Origin of the sequence: Candidatus Sphingomonas phytovorans, assembly GCA_029202385.1 — a bacterium.
Lineage (GTDB): Bacteria > Pseudomonadota > Alphaproteobacteria > Sphingomonadales > Sphingomonadaceae > Sphingomonas > Sphingomonas phytovorans.
In genome coordinates this window covers 4,063,068-4,085,550 of the sequence record CP119314.1, presented here as the reverse complement: position 1 = coordinate 4,085,550, position 22,483 = coordinate 4,063,068, and the positions used below count along the sequence as shown (strand labels likewise).

Annotated in this window: 27 protein-coding genes; 15 read left to right on the top strand and 12 right to left on the bottom strand. The window is 65.0% G+C overall.

Annotation, left to right across the window (positions count from 1 at the left end; genetic code table 11):
- Positions 1–9: 9 nt before the first annotated feature.
- From leuS to P0Y59_18830, 3 genes are read left to right on the top strand one after another with little or no spacing between them, the layout of a single operon-like run.
- Positions 10–2,535 carry a leucine--tRNA ligase gene (leuS, locus tag P0Y59_18840; GenBank protein ID WEJ98978.1) on the top strand — a complete coding sequence of 842 codons (2,526 nt, stop codon included), beginning with the start codon at positions 10–12 and terminating at the stop codon, positions 2,533–2,535.
- Positions 2,532–3,035, top strand: a complete 504-nt coding sequence (gene lptE / locus P0Y59_18835) for an LPS assembly lipoprotein LptE (protein WEJ98977.1) — start codon at positions 2,532–2,534, stop codon at positions 3,033–3,035. The genes leuS and lptE overlap by 4 nt, the downstream gene beginning before the upstream one ends.
- A gap of 10 nt (positions 3,036–3,045) precedes the next feature.
- On the top strand, positions 3,046–4,059 hold the full coding sequence (locus tag P0Y59_18830) for a DNA polymerase III subunit delta (GenBank protein ID WEJ98976.1): 1,014 nt from the start codon (positions 3,046–3,048) through the stop codon (positions 4,057–4,059).
- A 40-nt stretch (positions 4,060–4,099) separates the two neighbouring features.
- Here the strand turns inward: P0Y59_18830 and P0Y59_18825 are convergent, their stop codons facing one another.
- Genes P0Y59_18825 through P0Y59_18800 form a run of 6 tightly spaced genes read right to left on the bottom strand, consistent with a single transcriptional unit; the run spans position 4,100 to position 9,823 of the window.
- The gene (locus tag P0Y59_18825; protein WEJ98975.1) at positions 4,100–5,008 is read right to left on the bottom strand and encodes a ParB/RepB/Spo0J family partition protein; all 909 of its coding nucleotides are present in this window, start codon (positions 5,006–5,008) and stop codon (positions 4,100–4,102) included.
- Positions 5,005–5,805 (bottom strand): ParA family protein, encoded by an 801-nt coding sequence (locus P0Y59_18820; GenBank protein ID WEJ98974.1) that lies wholly within the window; start codon positions 5,803–5,805, stop codon positions 5,005–5,007. The genes P0Y59_18825 and P0Y59_18820 overlap by 4 nt, the downstream gene beginning before the upstream one ends.
- On the bottom strand, positions 5,802–6,416 hold the full coding sequence (rsmG, locus tag P0Y59_18815; protein ID WEJ98973.1) for a 16S rRNA (guanine(527)-N(7))-methyltransferase RsmG: 615 nt from the start codon (positions 6,414–6,416) through the stop codon (positions 5,802–5,804). The genes P0Y59_18820 and rsmG overlap by 4 nt, the downstream gene beginning before the upstream one ends.
- Complete coding sequence (mnmG, locus tag P0Y59_18810) at positions 6,413–8,254, bottom strand: tRNA uridine-5-carboxymethylaminomethyl(34) synthesis enzyme MnmG (protein WEJ98972.1); 1,842 nt, start codon at positions 8,252–8,254, stop codon at positions 6,413–6,415. The genes rsmG and mnmG overlap by 4 nt, the downstream gene beginning before the upstream one ends.
- A gap of 55 nt (positions 8,255–8,309) precedes the next feature.
- A complete protein-coding gene (gene mnmE, locus P0Y59_18805) occupies positions 8,310–9,590 on the bottom strand; it encodes a tRNA uridine-5-carboxymethylaminomethyl(34) synthesis GTPase MnmE (protein ID WEJ98971.1) in 1,281 nt (426 codons plus the stop codon).
- 8 nt (positions 9,591–9,598) lie between these two features.
- Positions 9,599–9,823 (bottom strand): DUF6489 family protein, encoded by a 225-nt coding sequence (locus P0Y59_18800; protein WEJ98970.1) that lies wholly within the window; start codon positions 9,821–9,823, stop codon positions 9,599–9,601.
- 137 nt (positions 9,824–9,960) lie between these two features.
- On the opposite strand from P0Y59_18800, the gene P0Y59_18795 reads away from it, so the two are divergent.
- Entirely contained in the window at positions 9,961–10,662 is a 702-nt protein-coding gene (locus tag P0Y59_18795) for a dienelactone hydrolase family protein (GenBank protein ID WEJ98969.1), read from the top strand.
- A gap of 8 nt (positions 10,663–10,670) precedes the next feature.
- Here P0Y59_18795 and P0Y59_18790 read toward each other — a convergent pair whose 3' ends face one another.
- The 5 genes from P0Y59_18790 to hemE all read right to left on the bottom strand — a co-directional run bounded on the left by P0Y59_18790 (position 10,671) and on the right by hemE (position 14,603).
- On the bottom strand, positions 10,671–11,318 hold the full coding sequence (locus P0Y59_18790; protein ID WEJ98968.1) for a YjbE family putative metal transport protein: 648 nt from the start codon (positions 11,316–11,318) through the stop codon (positions 10,671–10,673).
- Positions 11,315–11,677, bottom strand: coding sequence for an antibiotic biosynthesis monooxygenase (locus P0Y59_18785; GenBank protein ID WEJ98967.1), 363 nt, complete (start codon positions 11,675–11,677; stop codon positions 11,315–11,317). Before P0Y59_18785 ends, P0Y59_18790 begins: the two co-directional genes overlap by 4 nt.
- A 42-nt stretch (positions 11,678–11,719) precedes the next feature.
- Positions 11,720–12,976: a transcription termination factor Rho gene (gene rho / locus P0Y59_18780; GenBank protein ID WEJ98966.1), complete on the bottom strand. Its 1,257-nt coding sequence runs from the start codon at positions 12,974–12,976 to the stop codon at positions 11,720–11,722.
- 152 nt (positions 12,977–13,128) lie between these two features.
- Positions 13,129–13,581 (bottom strand): CopD family protein, encoded by a 453-nt coding sequence (locus tag P0Y59_18775; GenBank protein ID WEJ98965.1) that lies wholly within the window; start codon positions 13,579–13,581, stop codon positions 13,129–13,131.
- Positions 13,578–14,603, bottom strand: a complete 1,026-nt coding sequence (gene hemE / locus P0Y59_18770; protein WEJ98964.1) for a uroporphyrinogen decarboxylase — start codon at positions 14,601–14,603, stop codon at positions 13,578–13,580. The genes P0Y59_18775 and hemE overlap by 4 nt, the downstream gene beginning before the upstream one ends.
- A 324-nt stretch (positions 14,604–14,927) precedes the next feature.
- Between hemE and P0Y59_18765 the strand changes: the two genes are divergently transcribed.
- The 11 genes from P0Y59_18765 (at position 14,928) to P0Y59_18715 (ending at position 21,801) form a co-directional block, all read left to right on the top strand.
- A complete protein-coding gene (locus P0Y59_18765) occupies positions 14,928–15,740 on the top strand; it encodes a kinase/pyrophosphorylase (protein ID WEK02623.1) in 813 nt (270 codons plus the stop codon).
- Positions 15,737–16,333 (top strand): Maf family protein, encoded by a 597-nt coding sequence (locus P0Y59_18760; GenBank protein WEJ98963.1) that lies wholly within the window; start codon positions 15,737–15,739, stop codon positions 16,331–16,333. The genes P0Y59_18765 and P0Y59_18760 overlap by 4 nt, the downstream gene beginning before the upstream one ends.
- Entirely contained in the window at positions 16,330–17,142 is an 813-nt protein-coding gene (locus P0Y59_18755; GenBank protein WEJ98962.1) for a shikimate dehydrogenase, read from the top strand. The genes P0Y59_18760 and P0Y59_18755 overlap by 4 nt, the downstream gene beginning before the upstream one ends.
- 7 nt (positions 17,143–17,149) lie before the next feature.
- Entirely contained in the window at positions 17,150–17,734 is a 585-nt protein-coding gene (gene coaE, locus P0Y59_18750; protein ID WEJ98961.1) for a dephospho-CoA kinase, read from the top strand.
- 17 nt (positions 17,735–17,751) lie between these two features.
- Positions 17,752–18,444, top strand: a complete 693-nt coding sequence (dnaQ, locus tag P0Y59_18745) for a DNA polymerase III subunit epsilon (GenBank protein ID WEJ98960.1) — start codon at positions 17,752–17,754, stop codon at positions 18,442–18,444.
- A 51-nt stretch (positions 18,445–18,495) separates the two neighbouring features.
- Entirely contained in the window at positions 18,496–19,083 is a 588-nt protein-coding gene (raiA, locus tag P0Y59_18740) for a ribosome-associated translation inhibitor RaiA (GenBank protein ID WEJ98959.1), read from the top strand.
- A gap of 72 nt (positions 19,084–19,155) precedes the next feature.
- Positions 19,156–19,623: a PTS sugar transporter subunit IIA gene (locus P0Y59_18735; GenBank protein ID WEJ98958.1), complete on the top strand. Its 468-nt coding sequence runs from the start codon at positions 19,156–19,158 to the stop codon at positions 19,621–19,623.
- Positions 19,610–20,080 carry a PaaI family thioesterase gene (locus P0Y59_18730; GenBank protein WEJ98957.1) on the top strand — a complete coding sequence of 157 codons (471 nt, stop codon included), beginning with the start codon at positions 19,610–19,612 and terminating at the stop codon, positions 20,078–20,080. The genes P0Y59_18735 and P0Y59_18730 overlap by 14 nt, the downstream gene beginning before the upstream one ends.
- Positions 20,081–20,090: 10 nt before the next feature.
- Positions 20,091–20,432, top strand: a complete 342-nt coding sequence (locus tag P0Y59_18725) for a DUF1491 family protein (GenBank protein WEJ98956.1) — start codon at positions 20,091–20,093, stop codon at positions 20,430–20,432.
- Between the two features lie 155 nt (positions 20,433–20,587).
- Positions 20,588–21,238: a cell wall hydrolase gene (locus P0Y59_18720; GenBank protein WEJ98955.1), complete on the top strand. Its 651-nt coding sequence runs from the start codon at positions 20,588–20,590 to the stop codon at positions 21,236–21,238.
- Between the two features lie 68 nt (positions 21,239–21,306).
- Complete coding sequence (locus tag P0Y59_18715; protein ID WEJ98954.1) at positions 21,307–21,801, top strand: MmcB family DNA repair protein; 495 nt, start codon at positions 21,307–21,309, stop codon at positions 21,799–21,801.
- Here the strand turns inward: P0Y59_18715 and P0Y59_18710 are convergent.
- Positions 21,793–22,401, bottom strand: coding sequence for an ankyrin repeat domain-containing protein (locus P0Y59_18710; GenBank protein ID WEJ98953.1), 609 nt, complete (start codon positions 22,399–22,401; stop codon positions 21,793–21,795). The genes P0Y59_18715 and P0Y59_18710 overlap by 9 nt on opposite strands.
- Positions 22,402–22,483: the final 82 nt, after the last annotated feature.

Here is a 22,483-nt window from a genome sequence, read left to right as displayed (position 1 = left end):
GGTCGACATATGGCGTCACGCTTCAACGCGCTGAAGGCGGACGCGGCATGGCAGGCGGTGTGGGACGAGCGCCGCACCTTCGCCGCGCGCGACGATTCGGCCAAGCCCCGCACATATGTGCTCGAAATGTTTCCGTACCCGTCGGGGCGGATTCATATCGGCCATGTCCGCAACTACACGATGGGCGACGTGCTCGCGCGCTATCGCCGGATGACGGGCCATGAAGTGCTCCATCCGATGGGCTGGGACGCCTTCGGCATGCCCGCCGAGAATGCCGCCATGGAAAAGGGCGTTCATCCGGGCGGCTGGACCCGCGCCAATATCGCGACGATGAAGGCGCAGCTCAAGCGCCTCGGTTTCGCGCTCGACTGGACCCGCGAGCTCGCTACCTGCGAGCCCGATTATTACGGGCACGAACAGGCGCTGTTCCTCGACCTGTTCGCTTCGGGCCTGGTCTATCGGAAGGAATCCTCGGTCAACTGGGATCCGGTCGACATGACCGTGCTCGCCAATGAGCAGGTGATCGATGGCCGCGGCTGGCGATCCAACGCGCTGGTCGAACGGCGCAAGCTGAGCCAGTGGTTCCTCAAGATCACCGATTTCGCCGACGAGCTGCTTGAGGGCCTGGACAGCCTTGAGCATTGGCCCGGCAAGGTGAAGCTGATGCAGGAGAACTGGATCGGCAAGAGCCAGGGCCTGACCTTCCGCTTCAACCTGTCAGACGGTGAGCAGGTCGAGGTGTTTACCACCCGGCCCGACACGATCTTCGGATCGAGCTTCGTCGCGGTCGCAGCTGACCATCCGATCGCGCGCGCGCTGGCGGAGCATGATCCGGCGGCGGCCGAGTTCGTCGAGCTGTGCAAGCGCGGCGGCACCACCGCGGCCGAGATCGAGACTCAGGAGAAGCTCGGCTTCGACACAGGGCTCCGCGCGGCACATCCCTTTGATTCGGAATGGAAACTTCCGGTCTATATCGCGAATTTCGTGCTGATGGACTATGGCACCGGCGCCGTGTTCGGCGTGCCGGCGCACGACCAGCGCGATCTCGATTTCGCCCGCAAATATGATCTGCCAGTGCGTCGTGTCGTCTCAGACGGTGACGTCACCGATCCGCTCTTCACGGGCAACGAGGCCTATACCGGGCCCGGTACCCTGGTGAATTCGCACTTCCTCGACGGAATGGATGTCGAGGATGCCAAGCGCACCGTGATCCGCCGCGCGGAGGAAGAAGGCTGGGGCACGGGATCGACCGTGTTCCGCCTGCGCGACTGGGGCGTCTCCCGCCAGCGTTATTGGGGCACGCCGATCCCGATCATCCACTGCGACGCGTGCGGCGCGGTGCCGGTACCGCGCGACCAGCTGCCGGTGGTGCTGCCCGAGGATGTCAGCTTCGACATCCCCGGCAACCCGCTCGATCGCCATCCGACCTGGAAGCATGTCCACTGCCCGAGCTGCGGCGGCGCGGCGCGGCGCGAGACCGACACGCTCGACACCTTTGTCGATTCTTCCTGGTATTTCATTCGCTTCGCCAGCCAGCCGGGCAATGCGCCGTTCGACCGCGCCGTGGCCGAGAAGTGGCTGCCGGTCGCCCAATATATCGGCGGCGTGGAGCATGCGATCCTGCACCTGCTCTATGCGCGCTTCTGGACCCGCGCGCTGCGCTATATCGGCATGCTCGACGTGGCCGAGCCCTTTGCCGGGCTGTTCACCCAGGGCATGGTCACGCACGAGACCTATTCGCGCGGCGAAGGCGGCGAGCGTGTCTGGTACGGACCCGATGACGTCATCCTCGGCGGCGGCAAGGCGACGCTGAAGGCCGATGGTGCCCCGGTCGCGATCGGCCGAGTCGAGAAGATGTCGAAGTCGAAGAAGAACACCGTCGACCCGACCGGCATCGTCGACCAGTATGGCGCCGACGCGGTGCGCTGGTTCATGCTCTCCGACAGCCCGCCCGAGCGCGACCTGCCGTGGAGCGAGGCAGGCATCGAGGGATGCTGGCGCTTCATCCAGCGGCTGTGGCGGCTGTTCGACGGCCTGGCCGGGGCCGAGCCGAGCGATGCCCGCGACACGCCGCTCGACCGCAAGACTCACCAGACCATCGCCGGCATCGCCGCCGATATCGAGGCGCTGTCGTTCAACAAGGCCGTCGCCAAGCTGTACGAGCTGGTCAACGCGATCGAGCGTGCGGGCCCTTCCGCCTCCCGCGTCGATGCGATCCGCACGCTGATGCGGCTGGTGTCGCCGATGGCGCCCCACCTCGCCGAGGAAGCCTGGGCCGCCAATGGCGGCGAAGGCCTGATCGCCGATGCGGCCTGGCCCGAGGTGAATCCGACCCTGCTGGTCGAGGACGAGGCGACCATCGCGATTCAGGTCAACGGCAAGCTGCGCGACACCGTGACGGTCGCCAAGGGCACTCCGCGCGAGGCAATGGAGACGATCGCCTTGGCCAATGCCAATGTGCAGCGTATCCTGGACGGCGCCGCTCCCAAAAAGGTGATCGTCGTGCCCGACCGTCTCGTGAACATCGTCGCATGAAGCATCTCCCGCTGATCGCCGCCCTTGCGCTGATGCCGGCACTGGCAGGATGCGGGCTGCATCCGCTCTATTCAGGCGGTGGATCGGGCACCGTGGCGACGACGCTGACCAGGGTCGAGGTCGGGCCGATCGAAGGCAAGGCTGGCTGGCTGATGGCCAACGCGTTGAAGGATCGGTTCGGCGCGAGCGGTGCGCCGCTCTACCGGCTTGAGGTCAAGCTTGACGACCAGATCATCGGTCTGGGCGTGCGGAGCGATGACAGCGTCTCGCGCGAGCGGCGGACGCTTCGCGCGCGCTATCAGCTGATCGACTTGTCGAAGGGCACGGTATTGCTTGACGCAACCGCCGGGTCGGACGCCGGGCTCGACGTGGTCAATTCCGAATATGGCACGATCGCGGCCGAGAACACCGCCCTTGAGCGGCTGTCGGAAATCGTCGCCGACCAGATCGTTTCGCGTGTCGCGCTGTATGCGCAGCGGACGGCCGCATCGGCGAAATGAGCCCCTGGCTGTGAAAGCCAACGCCAATCAGATTCGCGCCGCGATCGACGCGGCGAACCCCGATATCCGACTTTATCTTCTCCACGGCCCCGACGAATCCGGCGCGCAGGAGATTGCGGCGCGGCTGGCGCGGACGATGGGACCCGATGCCGAGCGGGTCGATCTCGAATCCTCGACGCTCAAATCGAATCCAGGCCGGCTCGCCGACGAAGCTGCGTCAATGTCGCTGTTCGGCAGCGCGCGTCACATCAGAATCAGCGGCGCGGGCGACGAGTGTCTGGAGGCCTTCACCCTGCTGCTCGATGCCGAGCGTGCAGGCAACCCCGTCGTCGCCATCGCACCGTCGCTCAAGGCGACCTCAAAGGCGGTGAAGCTGGCGCTTGGCGCCCCTCGCGCAATGAGCTTTGCCTGCTATCTGCCCGAGGGTGGCGATGCCGAGAAGCTCGCCACCGCCATCGCCCGCGAACAGGGCCTGCGCACCACCGGGGACACTGCGGCCCGGCTCGCCAATGCCACGGGGGGCGACCGGGCGGTGATGACGCGCGAGCTTGAAAAGCTGGCGCTGTATCTCGACGCCTCGCCAGAACGGCCGCGCGAGCTGGACGATGCCGCGCTCGACGATGTCGGCGCTGACCTGGGCGATTCCGAGATGAGCCGCGCGATCGACGCCGCGATCGACGGCCGCCCCGATTCACTGGGTGGCGAGCTCGCCCGGCTTGAGGAAGCGGGCGTGTCGCCGATCCCGGTGCTGCGCCAGCTTGTCCGGCGCCTGATGACGCTTGCGGAGTTGCAGGCCGAGATCGATGCCGGCGCAAGCCCCGGGACGGTGATCGAACGAGTCTTCTTCCGCGAGCGTGCCTCGACCGGGCGGGCGCTGCGTACCTGGTCGGGCCCCAGGATCAACGAGGCGATCCAGCGCGCGCGGCTTGCCGAGCGGGCGATCATGAGCTCAGCGACAGCCGGGACGGTCCTCGCCCAGTCAGCGATCGTGGCGGTCGCCCGAATGGCTGCCCGGCAGCGTTAAGCTGCCGACCAATCCGCCTTTAATATCAATGGATTGCTGGCTAGATTCGCTCGCCGGTCAGACGCTGGCAAACCATGTCGAGCTGATCCAGCGTCGAATAGGACAAGGTTAGCGAGCCGCCCTTGGGGCCATGCGCGATCCGCACCGCGAGCCCGAGCAGATCAGCGAGATGATGTTCAAGCGCGGCGAGATCAGCGTCCCGGCCGGTATCGCCGCTGCGGATCCGTGCCGTCTCCGGCTTGGCCTCGCGCGCGAGCCGCTCGGTGTCGCGGACCGACAGGCCCTTCGCGACGACCTGATAGGCAAGCTGCTCGATATCCGGCGCGCCGATCAGCGCGCGGGCATGGCCCATGCTGAGCTCGCCCTCGACCACCTTGTCCTGCACCATCTTGGGCAGGTCGAGCAGGCGTAACAGATTGGCGATATGGCTGCGCGACTTGTGGACCAGCTTGCCCAGCGCTTCCTGGGTGTGCCCATAATCCTCGATCAGGCGATGATAGGCCTCCGCCTCTTCGATCGCGTTGAGGTCCTGGCGCTGGATATTCTCGACCAGCGCGATCTCGAGCGTCTCGGCGTCGTCGAACTCGCGGACGATCACCGGTACTTCATGCAGCCGTGCCCGCTGTGCCGCGCGCCAGCGGCGCTCGCCGGCGACGATCTGATATCCCTTGCCGTGCGGTCGCACGACGATCGGCTGGATCAGGCCACGCGCAGCGATCGACTCAGCCAGTTCCTCAAGCGCCGCTTCGCTGAAATGGCGACGCGGCTGGCCGGGATGCGGCGTCAGTGATCCGACCGGCAGCGTGCGCACGCCGGTCGACAGGGATTCACCGCCGGCGACTGGTTCTTCGCGGGCAATGTCGCCCATCAGGGCATTGAGGCCACGGCCGAGGCCCGAGCGGGGCTTGGGCCGGAGATGTGGCGTCTGATCGGCGGCTTGGTCGGTCATGCGGCCCTGGTGACGGCTTCTTGAGGGGCGGGTCTGGTGGGCAGGCGCACGATCAACTCCCGCGCCAGCGCGATATAAGCTTCCGAGCCGGCGCAGCGATAATCATAGATCAGCGCGGGCAAGCCGTGACTGGGCGCTTCGGACAGGCGGACGTTGCGCGGGATGACCGTGTCGAAGACAACACGGCCGAGCACAGCGCGAACATCAGCCGAGACCTGGTCGGTCAGGCGATTGCGACGATCATACATCGTCAGGGCGACGCCGAGGATCGAGAGGCCGGGATTGAAACGCTCGCGAATGCGTTCGACCGTGTTCAGCAACTGGCTGAGACCTTCAAGCGCGAAGAATTCGCACTGAAGCGGCACGAGCAGCGAATTGGCGGCCACCATCGCGTTGAGCGTCAGCAACCCAAGCGACGGCGGACAATCGATCAGCACCACGTCCCAGCGCTCGTCGGAACGCGCAAGCGCCCGGTTCAGGCGGTGAGTGCGCTCCTCATAGTCGACCAGCTCGATCTCGGCACCGGAGAGGTCGACCGTCGCCGGCACGATCTCAAGCTTGGGCACGCAGGTGGGAATCGCCGCGTCGGCCACCGCCATCTCCCCGAGGAGGATATCGTAGCTCGATTTCTCCCGCTCGGCGCGATTGATGCCGAGGCCAGTCGACGCATTGCCCTGCGGGTCGAGATCGATAATCAGCACGCGCGATCCGGTCGCGGCAAGCGCGGTACCCAGATTGATCGCGGTGGTGGTCTTGCCCACCCCACCCTTCTGATTCGCGATGGCGATGACATTCATCGGCGTGACACCCCTTTGGCGAGGACGATGAGAGATTCGGGATCGGTGATGCTCTGTTCCACGTGAAACACACCATGCCATGTCTGCTCGGCGACCGCCACCTCTTCACGCGCGGTTCGTCCCTTTGGGAGAATCCATAGCGTCTTGCGACGGCTACATTGAACCGCCGATGCGAGCAACGCATTGAGCTGAGCGACGGCCCGGGCGGAGATCACCGCCACTGGCTCGCTGACCGATTCCACCTTGCCGGCGATGACTGACACGCGATCGGCGATGCCCAGCGCTTCTGCCGCCGCTTGAAGGAATTCGACTCGCCGTTTGCGTGGTTCGACCAGCACGGTACGCCGCTCGGTCAACGCCGCCACGACAAAGCCAGGAAAGCCCGCGCCGCTCCCGATATCGAGCCAGTCACCCTCATTCTCCGCCGCGAGGCCGATCAACTGGGCGGAATCGACAATGTGGCGCGACCAGATTGAATCGAGCGTCGAGGGTGCAATCAGGTTCTGGCGGGCGGATTCATCAATAAGGAGCCGGGCGAATTCAGCCATGCGCCCCTCACCTTTCGCGCCGAAGCGCTCGCGAATCCACCCCCTGGCATCGTCCTCGGTCATGCAGCGCGCCGCCGGGCATGAAGCAGAATCGCGGTCAACGCCGCCGGCGTAATGCCGCGAATCCGACCCGCTGCGCCAAGAGTCGCCGGTCGTACCTGAGTCAGCTTCTCGACCATCTCGGTCGAGAGCCCCGGGATCGCGGCATAGTCCAGATCATCGTGCAGCGTGATCGAATCATTCGCGCGGAGTTGCGCTACTTCCTCGTCCTGGCGCCGCAGATAGGGCGCATAGCGGGCATCCTCAGCCATCTCCATCACCAGCGATGGATCATATTTCGCCGCCAACCCTGGCGCCACATGGCCGATTCCCACTCCGGCAAAACGCAGCCATTCAGCGCCCGAGCGCTTCTGACTGTCGAGCGGCCCAGCGGCGCCGTTCGCCAGCACCACGGCAGCCGGTAGCTGCCGGGCAAGCTCGACCTCGATATCGCGACGCTGCGCGGAGCGTTCGGCCAGACGCCGGGAACGCTCAGATCCGAGGCACCCCAACGCTTCAGCGATTGGGCCAAGCCGGGTCTCGGCATTGTCGGCACGAAGCCGCAACCGATATTCGGCCCGCGCCGTCAGCATACGATAGGGTTCGGTGATGCCCTGAAGCACCAGATCATCAATCATGACGCCAAGATAGCTGGTCGCCCGGTCAAGTATGATCGGATCAGCGCCGAGCGCCGTAGCCGCGGCGTTAAGGCCGGCGACCAGCCCCTGCCCCGCTGCTTCTTCATAACCAGTCGTGCCGTTGATCTGCCCGCAACAGAACAGCCCGCGCATCGCCCGAACCTCCAATGTCGGGTCAAGCGCACGCGGATCGATATGATCATATTCGACCGCATAGCCCGGCGTAATGATCCGCGTCGTCTCAAGCCCTGGGATCGAGGCGATCATCGCCGTCTGGACATCCGCCGGCAACGAGGTCGAGATGCCATTGGGGTAAATGGTCGCATCATCCAGCCCCTCCGGTTCGAGGAATATCTGGTGACCGTCCCGGTCGCCGAAACGGTGGATCTTGTCCTCGATCGACGGGCAATAGCGGGGACCCGGCCCGGCAATCGCACCGCCGAAGAGCGGCGACCGGTCGAGCGATGCGCGGATGATGCCATGGGTTTCTTCGGTCGTGCGAGTGATCGCGCAGAAGAGCTGAGGCAGGCTTCGGCCCGGTGTGACCGGCGACATGGTCCAGGGCTCGCTGTCGCTACGCTGCTCGGCAAGGCGGCTCCAGTCGATGGTCCGTCCGTCGAGGCGGGGCGGCGTGCCTGTCTTGAGCCGGGCCATCGGCAAGCGCGCATCACGCAACTGATCGGCCAGCAGCGAGGCGGCTGCCTCGCCGATCCGGCCGCCGGTCAGCCGCTCCTCCCCGCAAAATATCCTGCCGCCCAGGAAAGTACCGGTCGCCAGCACCACCGCACGAGCGTTTAACCTACCCCCATCGGCAAGCGTGACACCGGCAATCGCCCCCGCCTGATCGAGCGAAAGCGCTGCGACTTCGCCTGAAACGACCGTCAGGCACGGCTGTGCGGCCAGCATCTGCTGGATCGCCGCAGCATAAAGCCGCCGGTCTGCCTGGACTCTGGGCCCCTGCACTGCCGCGCCCTTGCTGCGATTGAGCATGCGATAATGGATGCCCGCCGCATCGGCCGCACGGGCGATCAGGCCATCGAACGCATCGACCTCACGGACCAGATGTCCCTTGCCGAGCCCCCCGATAGCCGGGTTGCACGACATGGCACCGATCTTCGTCGGGTCGAAACTGACCAATGCCGTGCGGGCCCCGCGCCGAGCCGCCGCGGCCGCAGCCTCGGTGCCGGCATGGCCTCCGCCAACCACGATCACATCGAAATCCATGACGCCCCGCTAAGTCTGCCACAGCGGCCTGTCAAAGCTGTTCCACGTGGAACGTTTATTTGCCGAGGCAAAATCGGGTGAACAGCGCGTCGAGCATTGCTTCGACATCGCTCCGGCCGACAAGCTGATCCAGCGCCTTCATCGCTAGGCGGAGGTCCTCGGCGAATAGGATCAGGTCAGTGTGGCTGGCCCCTGCCTCAAGGCTAGCCACACACGATGCCAGCAATTCCCGTTGGCGGCGATTGACGGCGATCGCATCCTCGCATGGCAACAGGGCGCGAGCACGCTCGCCCAGCAGTGCCCAAAGTTCATGCATGCCCTGCCCCGTTGCCACAGACAGCGCGAGGTCAGCCTCCGCTGGCACCGTCGCGCGTTCGGCGATATCGGCGCGCGCATGCACACGGATCGCCACGGGCCCTGGTGCTTCTTCATCCCCAAGCCACAGGATCAGGTCGGCTGTCCTGATCGCCTCTTCCGCTCGGGTGATACCGATCCGCTCGATCGGGTCAGGCGTCTCGTCAAGCAGCCCTGCCGTGTCGGTCAGCACATAGGCGATCCCGTCGCGGACCACCGGTGCCTCAATCCGGTCTCGCGTCGTTCCCGAGATCGGGGAGACGATCGCAGCATCGCGTTCCGCCAGGGCGTTGAGCAACGTCGACTTGCCGCTATTGGGTGGGCCGGCGATCACCACGCGCAATCCGTCACGCAGCCGCTCCACCGGCGGCACCGCCAGAAGCGCGTCGATCTCTCCGGCAAGCTCGCTCGCCTCGGCTGCGAACCTCAATGCGGGCGTTTGGTCGACCTCATCCTCTTCAGCGAAATCGAGTTGCGCCTCGACCTGAGCGGCCAGCGCCAGCAACCGGTCGGTCCAGTGCTCGGCACGGCGCCGCACCGCACCCTCGGCCATGGCCAGCGCGACGCGGCGCTGCCCCTCGGTTTCCGCCGCGAGCAGGTCGCCCAGCCCCTCGGCCTCGGTCAGATCGATCCGTCCATTCGTCAGCGCGCGCCGGGTGAATTCGCCCGCCTCGGCCCGGCGCATGCCCGGCAACATCGCCAGCGCCGCCTCGACCGCGTGCACCACGGCGCGTCCGCCATGGACATGCAGTTCGACCAGATCCTCCCCGGTGGCGCTATCGGGACCGGGAAAGACAAGAACGAGCGCCCGGTCGAGCAGCAGGCCGTCCTTGTCCCGCAAGGCGCGCAATCCTGCCTGACGTGGCGACGGCAACGTGCCGGCAAGCATACGCGCCGCGGTAATCGCCCGGTCCCCACTGAGCCGGACGATCGCGATGGCAGCCGGCGGGGCACCGCTCGACACGGCAAAGATCGTATCCATGGGAAACGCTATTTGGTCGAGGTATCGAACATCTTGCGCCAGAAGTTCATGCCGGCCTCCCCCATCGGCGACCAGCTCTTCATCATGTTCTCGATCATCTCGGGGGCGACCGCACCATCCATCGCGCCCAGCACGCCCTGGATATATTTTTCATGCACCGGGGTGAAATCGGGCAACCCCATCACGCGCCGCGCTTCTTCGGGGGTGCAATCGACTTCGACATTGATCTTCATAGGCCATCTCCGCTTGAGCGGGCGACGGCCGCGCTGCATAAGCTTGAGTCACATATGCGCGCGACACGGGCCTGATCGCAACGCCCATTGGCGCGGCAGGAATTTCGGGCAATCAGCCAGCACAGCCGAGGACAGCCATGACCGCAACGATCACCATCGACACGCTCGACGGCACCGGCGATTTCACCGCTTATTGCGCGCAGCCCGGCGGTACCCCACGCGCGGCGATCGTGGTGATCCAGGAAATCTTCGGCGTGAATGCCGGCATCCGCCGCAAATGCGACCGGCTGGCCGAGGACGGCTATCTTGCCATTGCCCCTGACCTGTTCTGGCGACTTGAACCCGGCGTCCAGCTCGATCCCGACATTCCGGAGGAATTCCAGCAGGCGCTCGCCATGATGGGCAAGTTCAATCAGGATGCCGGCATCCGCGACATCGAGGCGACGATCCGAACCGCCCGCGCGATGCTGGGCCCCGAAGGCAAGGTCGGCGCGGTCGGTTATTGCCTGGGCGGGCGCCTCGCCTTCATGACCGCCGCCCGCACTGATGTGAATGCCAGCGTCTGCTATTATGGTGTCGGCATCGACGGCCTGCTCGGTGAGAAACACGCGATCGCTCATCCCGTGCTGCTTCACGTGCCGGAAGAAGATCATTTCGTCGACAAGGCGGCGCAACAGCGCATGCATGCCGGGCTGGACGATCACTCAAAGGTGACGATCTTCGACTACCCCGGCGAGGACCATGGTTTCGCAACCGAGTTCGGGCTGCGGCGATCGGATGAATCGGCCAGGCTGGCTGATGAGCGGACTGCAGCGTTCTTCGCGGAAAACCTGGGTTAAGGCCTGGATCAGATCAGCAGGTGCAGGATTCCGACGTCGTTATCGACGATTCCATGATAAATCATTGATCCTGAAACATAAAGGATCACCGCCAGACCGATATAGGCGATCCAGTGATAGCGCTCGATCAGCCGCGCGATGAAGTTCGCGGCGACCGCCATCAGGGTCACCGAGAGGATCAGGCCGAACAACAACACGGTAGGGTGCTCGCGCGCGGCGCCGGCCACGGCGAGGACATTGTCCAGGCTCATCGACAGATCGGCGATGGCGACCTGGATCGCCGCCTTGAGGAAGCTCTTGCTCGGCTTGCCGCCCTCGACGTCCGAGGTTTCGGAATCATCGACCTGAGCTGCCGCCGGCGCGGGATGAAGCTCCCGGAACAGCTTCCAGGCAACCCACAACAGCAACAGCCCGCCGCCGAACAACAGGCCGACAACGTGGAGCAACTGAGTCGCGATCAGCGCGAAACCGATCAGGCAGACCATCGCGATGACGACGCCGAATCCGAGCACCTGCTTGCGCTGCTTGGCCGGCAGGCCCGCCGCCAGCGTGCCGAGAACCATGACGTTGTCGCCCGCCAGCATCAGGTCGATCATAATCACCTGGCCGAGCGTGGCGAGCCCGGCTGCCGTGAACACATCGGCGAAATTGATCACAACGGCTCTCCGAAATAGCTCACGATCGGCATCGACTCATAGAAAGGATGAAGCAGGGTACGCCATTCGCCATAACGCTCGGAGAGACGAAAACCGTCGCGATGGCTGGCGATATCCTCCCACTCAACGATCAGCAGATACAGGTCGGGGCTCTCACACGCTTTTCGCACTGCGATCGAGCTGAAGCCCGGTGAGGCGGCGATCAACGGGCGGGCCTTGGCCATCGCTGCTTCGAAGGCAGCTGACTGGCCGGGTTTGATGGCGAGGAGGGCGTGTTCGAGGATCAAGCGACTGCTCCAGATACACGAGCGGCGCGGGCAAGGCCCGCGCCGTCGACCGGGACGAACCCCGTCGGCCATGCTTGTGCGAGTCCTGCAGCAGCATGCCGCAGGCCGCACTACTCACTGATTCATCGAATCGAAGAAATCCTCGTTGGTCTTCGAATCCTTCATCTTGTCGAGCAGGAACTCCATCGCGTCGATGGTGCCCATCTGCATGAGGATACGACGCAGCACCCACATCTTGGAGAGCTTGCTCTTGTCGACCAGCAGCTCTTCCTTGCGGGTGCCGGACTTGCCGACGTCGAGCGCCGGGAAAATGCGCTTGTCGGCGACCTTGCGATCGAGGACGATTTCCGAGTTGCCGGTGCCCTTGAACTCTTCGAAGATCACTTCGTCCATGCGGCTGCCGGTATCGATCAGCGCGGTGGCGATGATCGAGAGCGAGCCACCTTCCTCGATGTTGCGGGCGGCACCGAAGAAGCGCTTCGGGCGCTGGAGCGCATTCGCGTCGACACCACCGGTCAGCACCTTGCCCGAGCTCGGGACGACAGTGTTGTAGGCGCGGCCGAGACGGGTGATCGAGTCGAGCAGGATCACGACGTCCTTCTTGTGCTCGACCAGGCGCTTGGCCTTTTCGATGACCATCTCGGCGACCTGGACGTGGCGTGTCGCCGGTTCGTCGAAGGTCGAGGAGACGACCTCGCCCTTCACCGAACGCTGCATGTCGGTGACTTCCTCGGGCCGCTCGTCGATCAGCAGAACGATCAGGAACACTTCGGGGTGGTTGTCGGTGATGGCGCGCGCGATGTTCTGCAGCAGCACCGTCTTGCCGACGCGCGGCGGGGCGACGATCAGGGCGCGCTGGCCCTTGCCCTGCGGGCTGATGATGTCGATCACCCGCGCCGACTTGTCCTTGATCGTCGGATCCTGCGGGTCGAGCGTCAGCTTTTCTTCGGGATAGAGCGGGGTGAGATTGTCGAAATTGACACGGTGACGGACCGCGTCGGGATCGTCGAAGTTGACGCTGGTCAGGCGGGTCAGCGCGAAATAGCGTTCGCCGTCCTTGGGGCCGCGGATCTCGCCCTCGACCGTGTCGCCGGTGCGCAGGCCGAACTTCCGGACCTGGTTGGGCGACATGTAGATATCGTCCGGGCCGGCCAGATAGTTCGCCTCCGGGCTGCGCAGGAAACCGAAGCCGTCGGGCAGCACCTCGATCGTGCCAAGCCCCATGATCTGCTCGCCATTTTCGGCCTGGATCTTGAGGATGGCGAACATCAGGTCCTGCTTGCGCAGGGTGGACGCGCCCTCGACGCCGAGTTCTTCGGCCATCGCGACCAGTTCGGCCGGGCTTTTCTTCTTGAGGTCTTTGAGATGCATGGATGGCGTCCGGACGTATGATGGTCGGGGGAGAGCGTCGGTCGGCGAAGGACACGCGACGATGCTGGAGGAAGGTGCCGCGGCACGGAGCTCAGGACCCCGCGCGCTTCGACGCCATGGGACCTAGGTCTCGCCCCCCGTCAAGTCAAGCCTCAGAAGGGGCGGACGATCACCAGAATCACGATGAGCACGGCGATGATGGCGGGAAGCTCGTTGATCAGCCTGAGCTGCCTGCCGGTCAGGGTAGGCATGCCCCTCGCCAGCTTCTTCGCATAGCCGACCGCCCAGCCATGATAGCCGCTGAGGATCACGACCAGCAGCAGCTTGGCATGAAGCCAGCCAAGCCCACCGATCCCGGCGAACAGCCCGGCATTGACCGCGAGCATCAGCCCGAGCACCCACACCAGGATCATCGACGGTGTCAGGATGATGGCGCGCAGCTTGTTCTCGCGCTCGACCCATGCCTGCGCCTCGGCCGATCCCGGCTGCGCCTCCTGATGATAGACCAGATAGCGTGGCAGCATGAACATGCCCGCCATCCAGAAGATGACGAAGATGACGTGTCCCGCCTTCACCCACAGATAGGCGTCTCCCAGAAAGTTCATCGCGCTCTCCGCACATGCGCCAGCAGGCGCTCGACATGGCTGATCGGCGTGTCCTGCAGGATGCCATGGCCCAGGTTGAAGATATGCGGCCGATCGGCGAGCGCCTCAAGGATTCGTGTCGCCGCGGCATCGAGCTGTTCGCCGCCTGCGATGAGGGCCAGCGGATCGAGATTGCCCTGGACCGGCAGGCCTTCGGGAAGGCTGGCATGCGCCCAGACGGGATCGACGGTCTCATCCAGACCGATCGCGTCGGCACCAGTTTCCCGCGCATAGGCCGGCAATTTGCCGCCGGCACCCTTCGGAAAGCCGATCACCGGCGTATCCGGGTGCAGTTCATGGAGAGCGGAGACGATCTTCGCGGTCGGCGCGATCACCCAGCGCTCGAACTGTGCAGGCGAAAGGCTGCCGGACCAGCTGTCGAACAGCTGCACAGCCTCGACGCCCGCCTCGATCTGGCGGGACAGATAGGCGATCGTGCTGTCAGCGATCGCATCGATGATCTCCGCAAAGGCCTGCGGATCGGCATAAGCGAAACGGCGCGTCTCCCCCTGGTCGCGGCTGCCATGGCCGGCGACCATATAGGTGGCGACCGTCCAGGGGCTTCCCGCAAAGCCGAGAAAGGTGGTTTCCACCGGCAGCATCGCGGCCACGGTCGCGACGGTCGCATAGACCGGATCGAGCCGCTCAGGAGCCGCCTGGAGCCCCGCCAGCGCGTGATCCACCAAGGGTGGGGCCAGTGCTGGTCCCTCGCCCGCGCCGAAGCTCAGCGCCTGTCCCAGCGCCCAGGGAATCATGAGGATATCGGAGAAGAGGATCGCGCCATCGAAGCCGAAGCGGCGGATCGGTTGAATCGTCACCTCGGCCGCGGCGTCCGGATCAGTCGCGAGCGCGAGGAATCCTCCCTTTTCCGCCCGGAGCGCGCGATATTCGGGAAGATAGCGTCCGGCCTGGCGCATCAGCCACATGGGAGGGACGTCGTGCCGCTTGCCCTTCAGGGTCGAGAGCAGCCGTTTTTCGGGCATCGGAGTCGGGATCGCGAGAGTCCTTCTATCTAATAAGAAGAGAATCTAGAAAGGATGTAGCAGTCGTTGGCGCGTGGATGCCGGGGCTTATGCGTTCGTCCCGAAAATGCCAACAGCTTGACGGGCGGGGAGCGCCTGACTCCGCTGAGTCGTTGCGGCGATCCCCATTATCCACAGCCTGTGCACTGAATCATGGGGCTGTGAACGGGATTGTGGGAAACTCCCGACTTTTCCACGCTCGCCGATCGCTTTGCGTCCGGGCGAAGTTGCGCTAGCGATTTTCCCGATGTTCTCCACAATTTCATCCCCACGCGGCAAAACCGCCTGATGCGGCTGCATCTCCACCTCCTGTCGGATTCGACCGGCGAGACGCTCGAGAATATCGCCAAGGCGGCGCTAGCCCAATATGACGATGTGGAGACGATCCGTCATTTCTGGCCGATGGTCCGCACCGAGACTCATCTCGAACGAATCCTCCAGGAGATCGCGCAGAATCCCGGGCTGGTGCTGTTCACCCTGGTCAACAGCGCGACGCGACGGACCCTGGAGACGCGATGCCGCGCGCTTGGCCTGCCGGCGGTCGCCCCGCTCGATCCGGTGACCGATGCGCTGTCCAGCCTGCTCGGGCAGCAGGCCAAGGCCCGGCCGGGGCGGCAGCATGTGCTCGACGCAGCCTATTTCGCGCGGGTCGATGCAATCCAGTTCACCATGGCGCATGACGACGGCATCAACTGGGAGGATTGGGAAGAGGCGGATATCGTCCTCGCGGGCGTCTCTCGCTCGTCCAAGACGCCGACCTCGATCTATCTCGCCAATCGCGGCTTCAAGACAGCCAATATCCCGATCGTGGTGGAAAGCCCCCCGCCGTCGAGCCTCTATTCGCTCAGGCATCCGCTCGTCGTCGGGCTGACCACCAGTGCCGACCGGCTGATCCAGGTGCGGCGCAACCGGCTCCTCTCGCTGAATCAGGCGCCCGAGACGGCCTATGTCGACCAGGAAGCGGTGACGCGCGAGGTCGCCTATGCCCGGCGGATGTTCGCCGATAATGGCTGGCCGGTGATCGACGTCACCCGCCGCTCGATCGAGGAGACTGCGGCGGCGATCGTTCAACTGGTCAATGAACGGGATTCGGCATGAGGTTCGTGCTCGCATCGAAAAGCGCGTCGCGCCGGGCGATGCTGGCTGCTGCCGGCGTGCCGTTCGAGGCGGTATCGGCCAGTGTCGACGAGGATACGGCCAAGGCCGGGCTGCGAGCGGACGGAGTTGCGCCGCGCGACTTGGCGGATGCGCTGGCCGAGCTGAAGGCGCTGCGTGTGTCGCATCGCGACCCCGAGGCGCTGGTGCTGGGCAGCGATTCGATCGTCGCGCTCGAGGATGGATCAATGCTCGACAAGCCGGTCGATCGAGAACAGGCGGCGGAGCATCTCCGCCGTTTGTCAGGCAAGCGGCATGAACTGATCAGCGCCGCGGTGATGGCGGTCGATGGTCGTCCGGTCTGGCGGGTGGTCGACCGGGCGAAAATGCATGTCCGCACGCTTTCCGAAGCGTTTATCGAGAAGTATCTCGATGGCGAATGGCCCGAGATTTCGGGCTGTGTCGGCTGTTACCGGATCGAGGGGCCGGGCGCGCAACTGTTCAGCCGGATCGAGGGGAGCCAGTTTACCGTGCTTGGCCTGCCGCTTCTGCCGGTGCTCGATTATCTGCGGGTCCGGGGAGTTTTGACGTCATGACGACTGCTTATGCCGAGGTGATCGGCGATCCGATCAGCCACAGCAAATCGCCGCTGATCCACCGCTTCTGGATCGATGCGCTGGGCATGGACGCCGATTATCGCGCGCATCATGTAACGCCAGACCGGCTGGCCGCCTATTTCGAGGAACGGCGCGCCGATCCAGCCTGGCGGGGGTGCAACATCACCCTGCCGCACAAGGAAGCCGCCCTCGACCTTGTCGAGGATCGGGGCGGGGTGCGCGCGACGATCGGTGCGATCAACCTGGCGATGCGTGCCGAGGACGGCGTCCTGATCGGCACCAATACCGATGCGGGCGGTTTCTACGCGCCGATCGCCGATCTGCCGCTGGCCGGCGCGCCGGTGGCGGTTGTCGGAGCAGGCGGTGCGGCGCGCGCGATCCTGTTTGCGCTGTCGCGGATCGGTGTCGGCGAGGTGACGATCCTCAATCGCAACGTCCTGAAGGCTGCCGCGCTGCTCTCCGCCTTCGGGCTGAAGGGCAAGGCGCTCCCGCTGAGCGCGCCGCTGCCGCCCGCGGCGTTGCTGGTCAACACAAGCTCGCTGGGCATGACTGGCCAGCCCGCGCTCGAGCTCGACCTGTCGCCATTGCCCGAGGACGCAGTGGTCTATGAGATCGTCTATGCGCCGCTCGAAACGGGCCTGTTGAAGGCGGCGCGCGACCGCGAGCTCGATACGGTCGACGGACTCGACATGCTGATCGGCCAGGGGGCCCTTGCCTTCGAGTTGCTGTTCGGTGCCGAGCCGCCGCGCGACCGTGACGAGGAGCTTCGGGAGCTGCTGACGTCATGATGGCGCGATGCTGACCTTGGGTCTCACCGGCTCGATCGGCATGGGCAAGTCGACCGTCGCGGTGATGTTCGAGGAGCTGGGCGTGCCGGTGTTCGATTCGGATGCGGCGGTCCACCGGCTGCAGGGGGAAGGCGGGCGGCTGGTCGCCGCGATCGAGGCGATGTTCCCCGATACCACCGGACCGAAGGGAGTCGACCGGACGTTGCTGGGCGAAGCGGTGCTTGCCGATCCCCGCGCGTTGAAGCGGCTCGAAGCTTTGGTCCATCCGGCGGTCGGCGAGGAACGGGCTGCCTTTGTCGCCGCGCATGCCGATGCACCGCTGGTCGTGTTCGACGTGCCCTTGCTGTTCGAGACGGGCGGCGAGACGCGGGTCGACAAGGTCGTCGTCGTCTCGGCGCCGGCCGATATCCAGCGTGTTCGCGTGCTGGCGCGGCCGGGCATGACCGAAGCGCGGTTTGACGCCATCCTCGCGCGCCAGATGCCCGATGCGGAGAAGCGTGCCCGGGCCGATTTCGTGATCCCGACCGGGGGTAGCATCGAGGAAACGCGTGCTGCCGTCGGGACATTGGTCTCTTGCCTCAGGGGCTCGTAATACCGATAACATATGTAATGCGTGAGATCGTTTTCGACACCGAGACTACCGGCTTCAGTTTCGCCGACGGCGACCGGATGGTGGAGATCGGCTGTGTCGAGGTGGTCAACCGGGTCGAGACCGGGCGCACCTTCCATGCCTATTTCCATCCGGAGCGGACCATGCCCGCCGAGGCCCAGCGGGTGCACGGGCTGAGCGACGCTTTCCTGTCGGACAAGCCGTTGTTCGCGCATGGTGTGGACGATCTGCTCGAATTCCTCGGCGACAGCCCACTCGTCGCGCACAATGCCAGCTTCGACTTCGGCTTCCTCAATGGGGAACTCGTCCGCTGCGGGCGCAAGCCGATTCATCTCGACCGGATGGTCGACACGATCGTGCTCGCGCGCACGCGCCATCCGGGTGCCAAGCACAGTCTCGACGCTTTATGCTCCCGCTATGGCATCGATCGCAGCCACCGCGTCGTGCACGGGGCGTTGCTCGACGCGCAGCTTCTGTCTCAGGTCTATGTCGAGCTGACCGGCGGGCGCCAGATCGGGCTGACCCTGGTCACCGAGACGGTCGAGGTGCAGGCCAGCTTCGCGCCGGCCGCGGCGCCGGCGGTCGTGCGGCCGGCCCGGCTCTTCGAGGCAAGCGCCGAGGAACTCGCACGCCATGCCGCGTTTATGGAGAAGATCAAGAATCCGCTTTGGGGGGTCGAGGCGTCCGGTTGACGCAGGTACCGGGCCGGGCCAAGTTGGCTGGTCCATCATAGGAGAATGCTCATGGACATCCGGATTTCGGGCCATCAGGTCGCCACCGGCGACGCACTGAAAAGCCATGTCGAGACTCGGCTCCAGGGTATCGCCGCGAAATATTTCTCGCGCGCCATCTCGGCGCAGGTCACCTTCGGCAAGGGGCCGCATGACAATGGCTTCACCTGCGATATCGTCGCGCACGTGATGCAGGGCCTGGTGCTCAAGGGCAGCAATGACGGCACTGACGCGCATGGCGCGTTCGATGGCGTGGCCGACAAGATCGAAAAGCAGCTGCGCCGCTACATGAGCCGCCTGAAGAACCGCAATTCGGGCCAGGCCAATGCCGTCGTCGCCAACGGTGCCGATGGCGTCGATAATGCGGGCTATACCGTCTTCCGCGAGAGCGATGACGAGGTGGCGGAGGATTTTCCGCTGATCGTGGCCGAGACGAGGGTGGACGTGCCCGACGCGACCGTCTCCGATGCGGTGATGATGCTCGACCTGCGCAACACGACTGCCCTGCTGTTCCGCAACGCCGGATCCGGCGCCTATAACATGGTCTATCGCCGCGGTGACGGGACGATCGGCTGGGTCGAGCCGCACCGCGCGGCCTGATCGATATGCTATCGCGCGCCGCCAAACGGCGCTATGGGCGCGCGCCGGGGTTGGCGTGGCCCAAGGATGACGATGACCGATCTGAGTGACCTGCTGCTGCCCGAGACCGTTTTCGAACGGCTCGCGGCAGCCAACAAGAAAGCCTTGTTCCAGCAGCTCGGGGCGGCTGCGGCGACGGCATACGGAATCGATTCCGTGGCCGTCGCCGAGGGTCTGGCCAAACGCGAGAAGCTCGGCTCGACCGGTTTCGGCAGCGGTGTCGCGACGCCGCATGCGCGGATTCCGGGCCTTGGTCATGTCGTTGGCGTGTTCGCGCGCCTGGCGCAGCCGATCGATTTCCAGGCGGTCGACGATCTCCCGGTCGATATCGTGTTCATGCTGCTGTCGCCTGTCGATGCCGGCGCGCTGCATCTGAAAGCGCTGGCGAAGGTGTCGCGCCGCCTGCGCGAACGGGGATTCGTCGACAAGCTGCGTGGTGCCGGGTCGCGCGACGCGATGTATGCGCTGCTGACCGCCGACGAGGCCCGTGACGCTGCCTGATTGCCCGGCGCAGGGCGAGCAGGCCCATTTCCGGGCGCTTGAATCGCTCTATGCCGCGGCGCCGATCAACCGGCTGTTCGAGTCAACGCTTGAGATCCCAACGGCTGGGGTCGCGCGAATCCATTTCATGATTGATGAGCGCTATTTTCATGCTGGCGGCGCGGCGCACGGCACGAGCTATTTCAAGATGCTCGACGATGCCGCGTTCTACGCCGCGAACAGCCTGGTCACTGATCGTTTCCTGCTGACCACTGCGTTCAACCTGCTGTTCACCAAGCCGCTCAAGGCAGGTCCCGTCGTGGCGGAGGGGCGCTGGGTGAGCGGCCAGCGTCGCGTCTTCGTTGCGGAGGCCAGGCTGATCGACAGCGAGGGCGAGGAAGCCGCGCGCGGCACCGGCACCTTCATGCGCAGTCGCATCGCGCTGGCCGGCCTGCCCGGATATCGGGTGGCACCCTGAGCATGGGCCGGTGAGCGAACGGTTGCCGAGCGGGCTGCTGGTCAGCGCCCTGCTCAGGCGGGTGAACGACGCCGGCGGGATTGGCATGGTGCTCGCGCGGGGCGATGCCCAGGCCGGGGCGATATTGGTCGTCGCGCTGGAAAAGGGAGTCAATTCAGGCGTCTACGAACGCGGAATCGGACCCGAGGGAACCGTCCAGCTTGTCCGCGTTGGCCCGCAAGATATTGCAAATGCTATTGAAATTACCGAATATTGGCGGCGCAGGCGCGGCCGCGATCCCGATTTATGGGTTATCGAGCTGGATATCGCGTCGGCGGAACGATTCGCCGCAGAAACGATAGTGGCAGGTTGACTTGGCTGCGCTGCACAACGAAAGCCTCCGCACAGTCACGCGCGTTGTGCCGTGCCGGGTGCGATCCGGCTAGGTTACGCAGTCGGGGGGAAGTCCGGCTGATCGTTGTTCGATACGATCAGGTCCGCACGCCAACCGCATATTTTGAAGTCTTAATGACGTTTTTCACTCGCGCCGCAGCCATCGCGGCGATCTCTCTGACCATCACGAGCCTGATCGGCGCCAGCACCCCTGGCTTCGCTTTCGATCTCGACAAGTCTCTTAAACTCCCGACCGCCCTTCCGGTTCCCGTTTCCAGCCCAACGCCTGAGGCCGCCGCAACGCAGGCGCCCGCGGAAGCTGCCAACGCCGTGGCGAAGGCCGATACCGATATTTCCTCCGCCCAGGCGGACGATGACTATGACAGCCTCGCCGAGGCAGTCGCCGCGCAGGACACCAATTCACTCGATAGCGACCTCACCTGCATGGCGGGCGCGATCTATTTCGAGGCGAAGGGTGAGCCCCTGTCGGGCCAGCTCGCCGTCGGCGAGGTGATCATCAATCGCACCAAGTCCGGTCGCTTCCCGAAATCCATCTGCTCGGTGGTGACTCAGCCGGGCCAGTTCTCGTTCGTTCGCGCCGGCCGTGTGCCGGTCATCGCCAACAACGCGGCCTATCGCACCGCCGTGGCCGTCGCCCGTGTCGCGATGGCCGATGCCTGGGACAGCCCGGCGCCGGACGCGATGTATTTCCACGCCCGCCGGGTTTCGCCGGGCTGGCGGATGATCAAGGTCGCCGCGATCGGAAACCATGTATTCTATCGCTGAGGCGACGGGACGGGTTTTCATCGTCCGCTGATTTGACCATCGTTCGCTAAATGTTCTAGATCGGGAGGATGCTGCAGCGTCCTCCCGATTCGTGTGTCGATGCCCCCGGATCGCCGCTGTGCGCGGCGGATGTGGCGCGGGGCACGGTGCGCATGCTGCTCCGACACGATCTGGTCGCGATGGCCGAGGTGCCGCTCGACGACGGGCGCCGTGCCGACCTGATGGCGCTCGATTCACGCGGAAACATCATCATCGTCGAGATCAAGGTGTCGCGGGCCGATCTGCTCGGTGACGCGAAATGGACTGACTATCTCCGCTCCTGCGACCGCTTCTACTGGGCGATCCCGGCCGGGTTCGACGCGTCGCCGCTCGATGGCGAGGCGTTCCTGCCAGCGCGAACCGGGGTGATCGTGGCCGACCGCTACGATGCGGCGATCGTGCGCGAGGCGCATACCGATCCACTGTCAAGCGCCACGCGCAAACGCAACACGCTCGCCTTTGCGCGGCGGGGCGGGCGAAGGCTTATCGGACTGACTGACCCGGAAGCCGGCGCTCTATCTTAAGGTTGGCCCGGAAATGGCGCGACGCGCCTTTTTCGGGGTTTCCGCCATCAGCTTGGCCATGGCGGTCGACCGCGCATCTTCCACCGCATAATCGCGCGCCGATTTGCCGGCGATGACATCGGCCTGGTCGGGATCGCCGCCAGCGGCCAGCAAGGTACGGGCCATGCCCAGGTCGCGACGCTGGACAGCGCGGATCAGCGGCGTCTCCCCGCTTGAATTGGCCAGGTTCACATTCGCATTCTTTTCGATCAGCACCTGCATCAGGTCGATCTGGCCGAGCCCGGCCGCGACCAGCAGCGGCGTGTTGCCCTTGTCGTCCTTGATATTGGGATCGGCGCCCTGGGCCAGCAGATAGCGCAGATAGGTGCCGTCGCCCCGCTTGACGACAATGTGCAGCGCACCCTCGCCGGTCGCATATTCGCGCGTGTTGAGCACTGTCGTGCCCGGTACCCGCAACATCTTCTCGACGTCGGAGCCCTTGGCGTCCTTCACCGCCTGGAGGAATTTATACCCTTCCGACTGGTTCTGCGCCTGAACTGGAATGGCGGTTGCGCCGAGCAACGCGGCGGTGAGCGCGATGCCGAATGTACGTGCGATCATCTGGTGGACAGGCCCTTGTGCTTCCGAGGACGTGGTTTCCGAAGATGGCTTCGGCTCGACCTTGCGCCAAGTCCCTTAACAG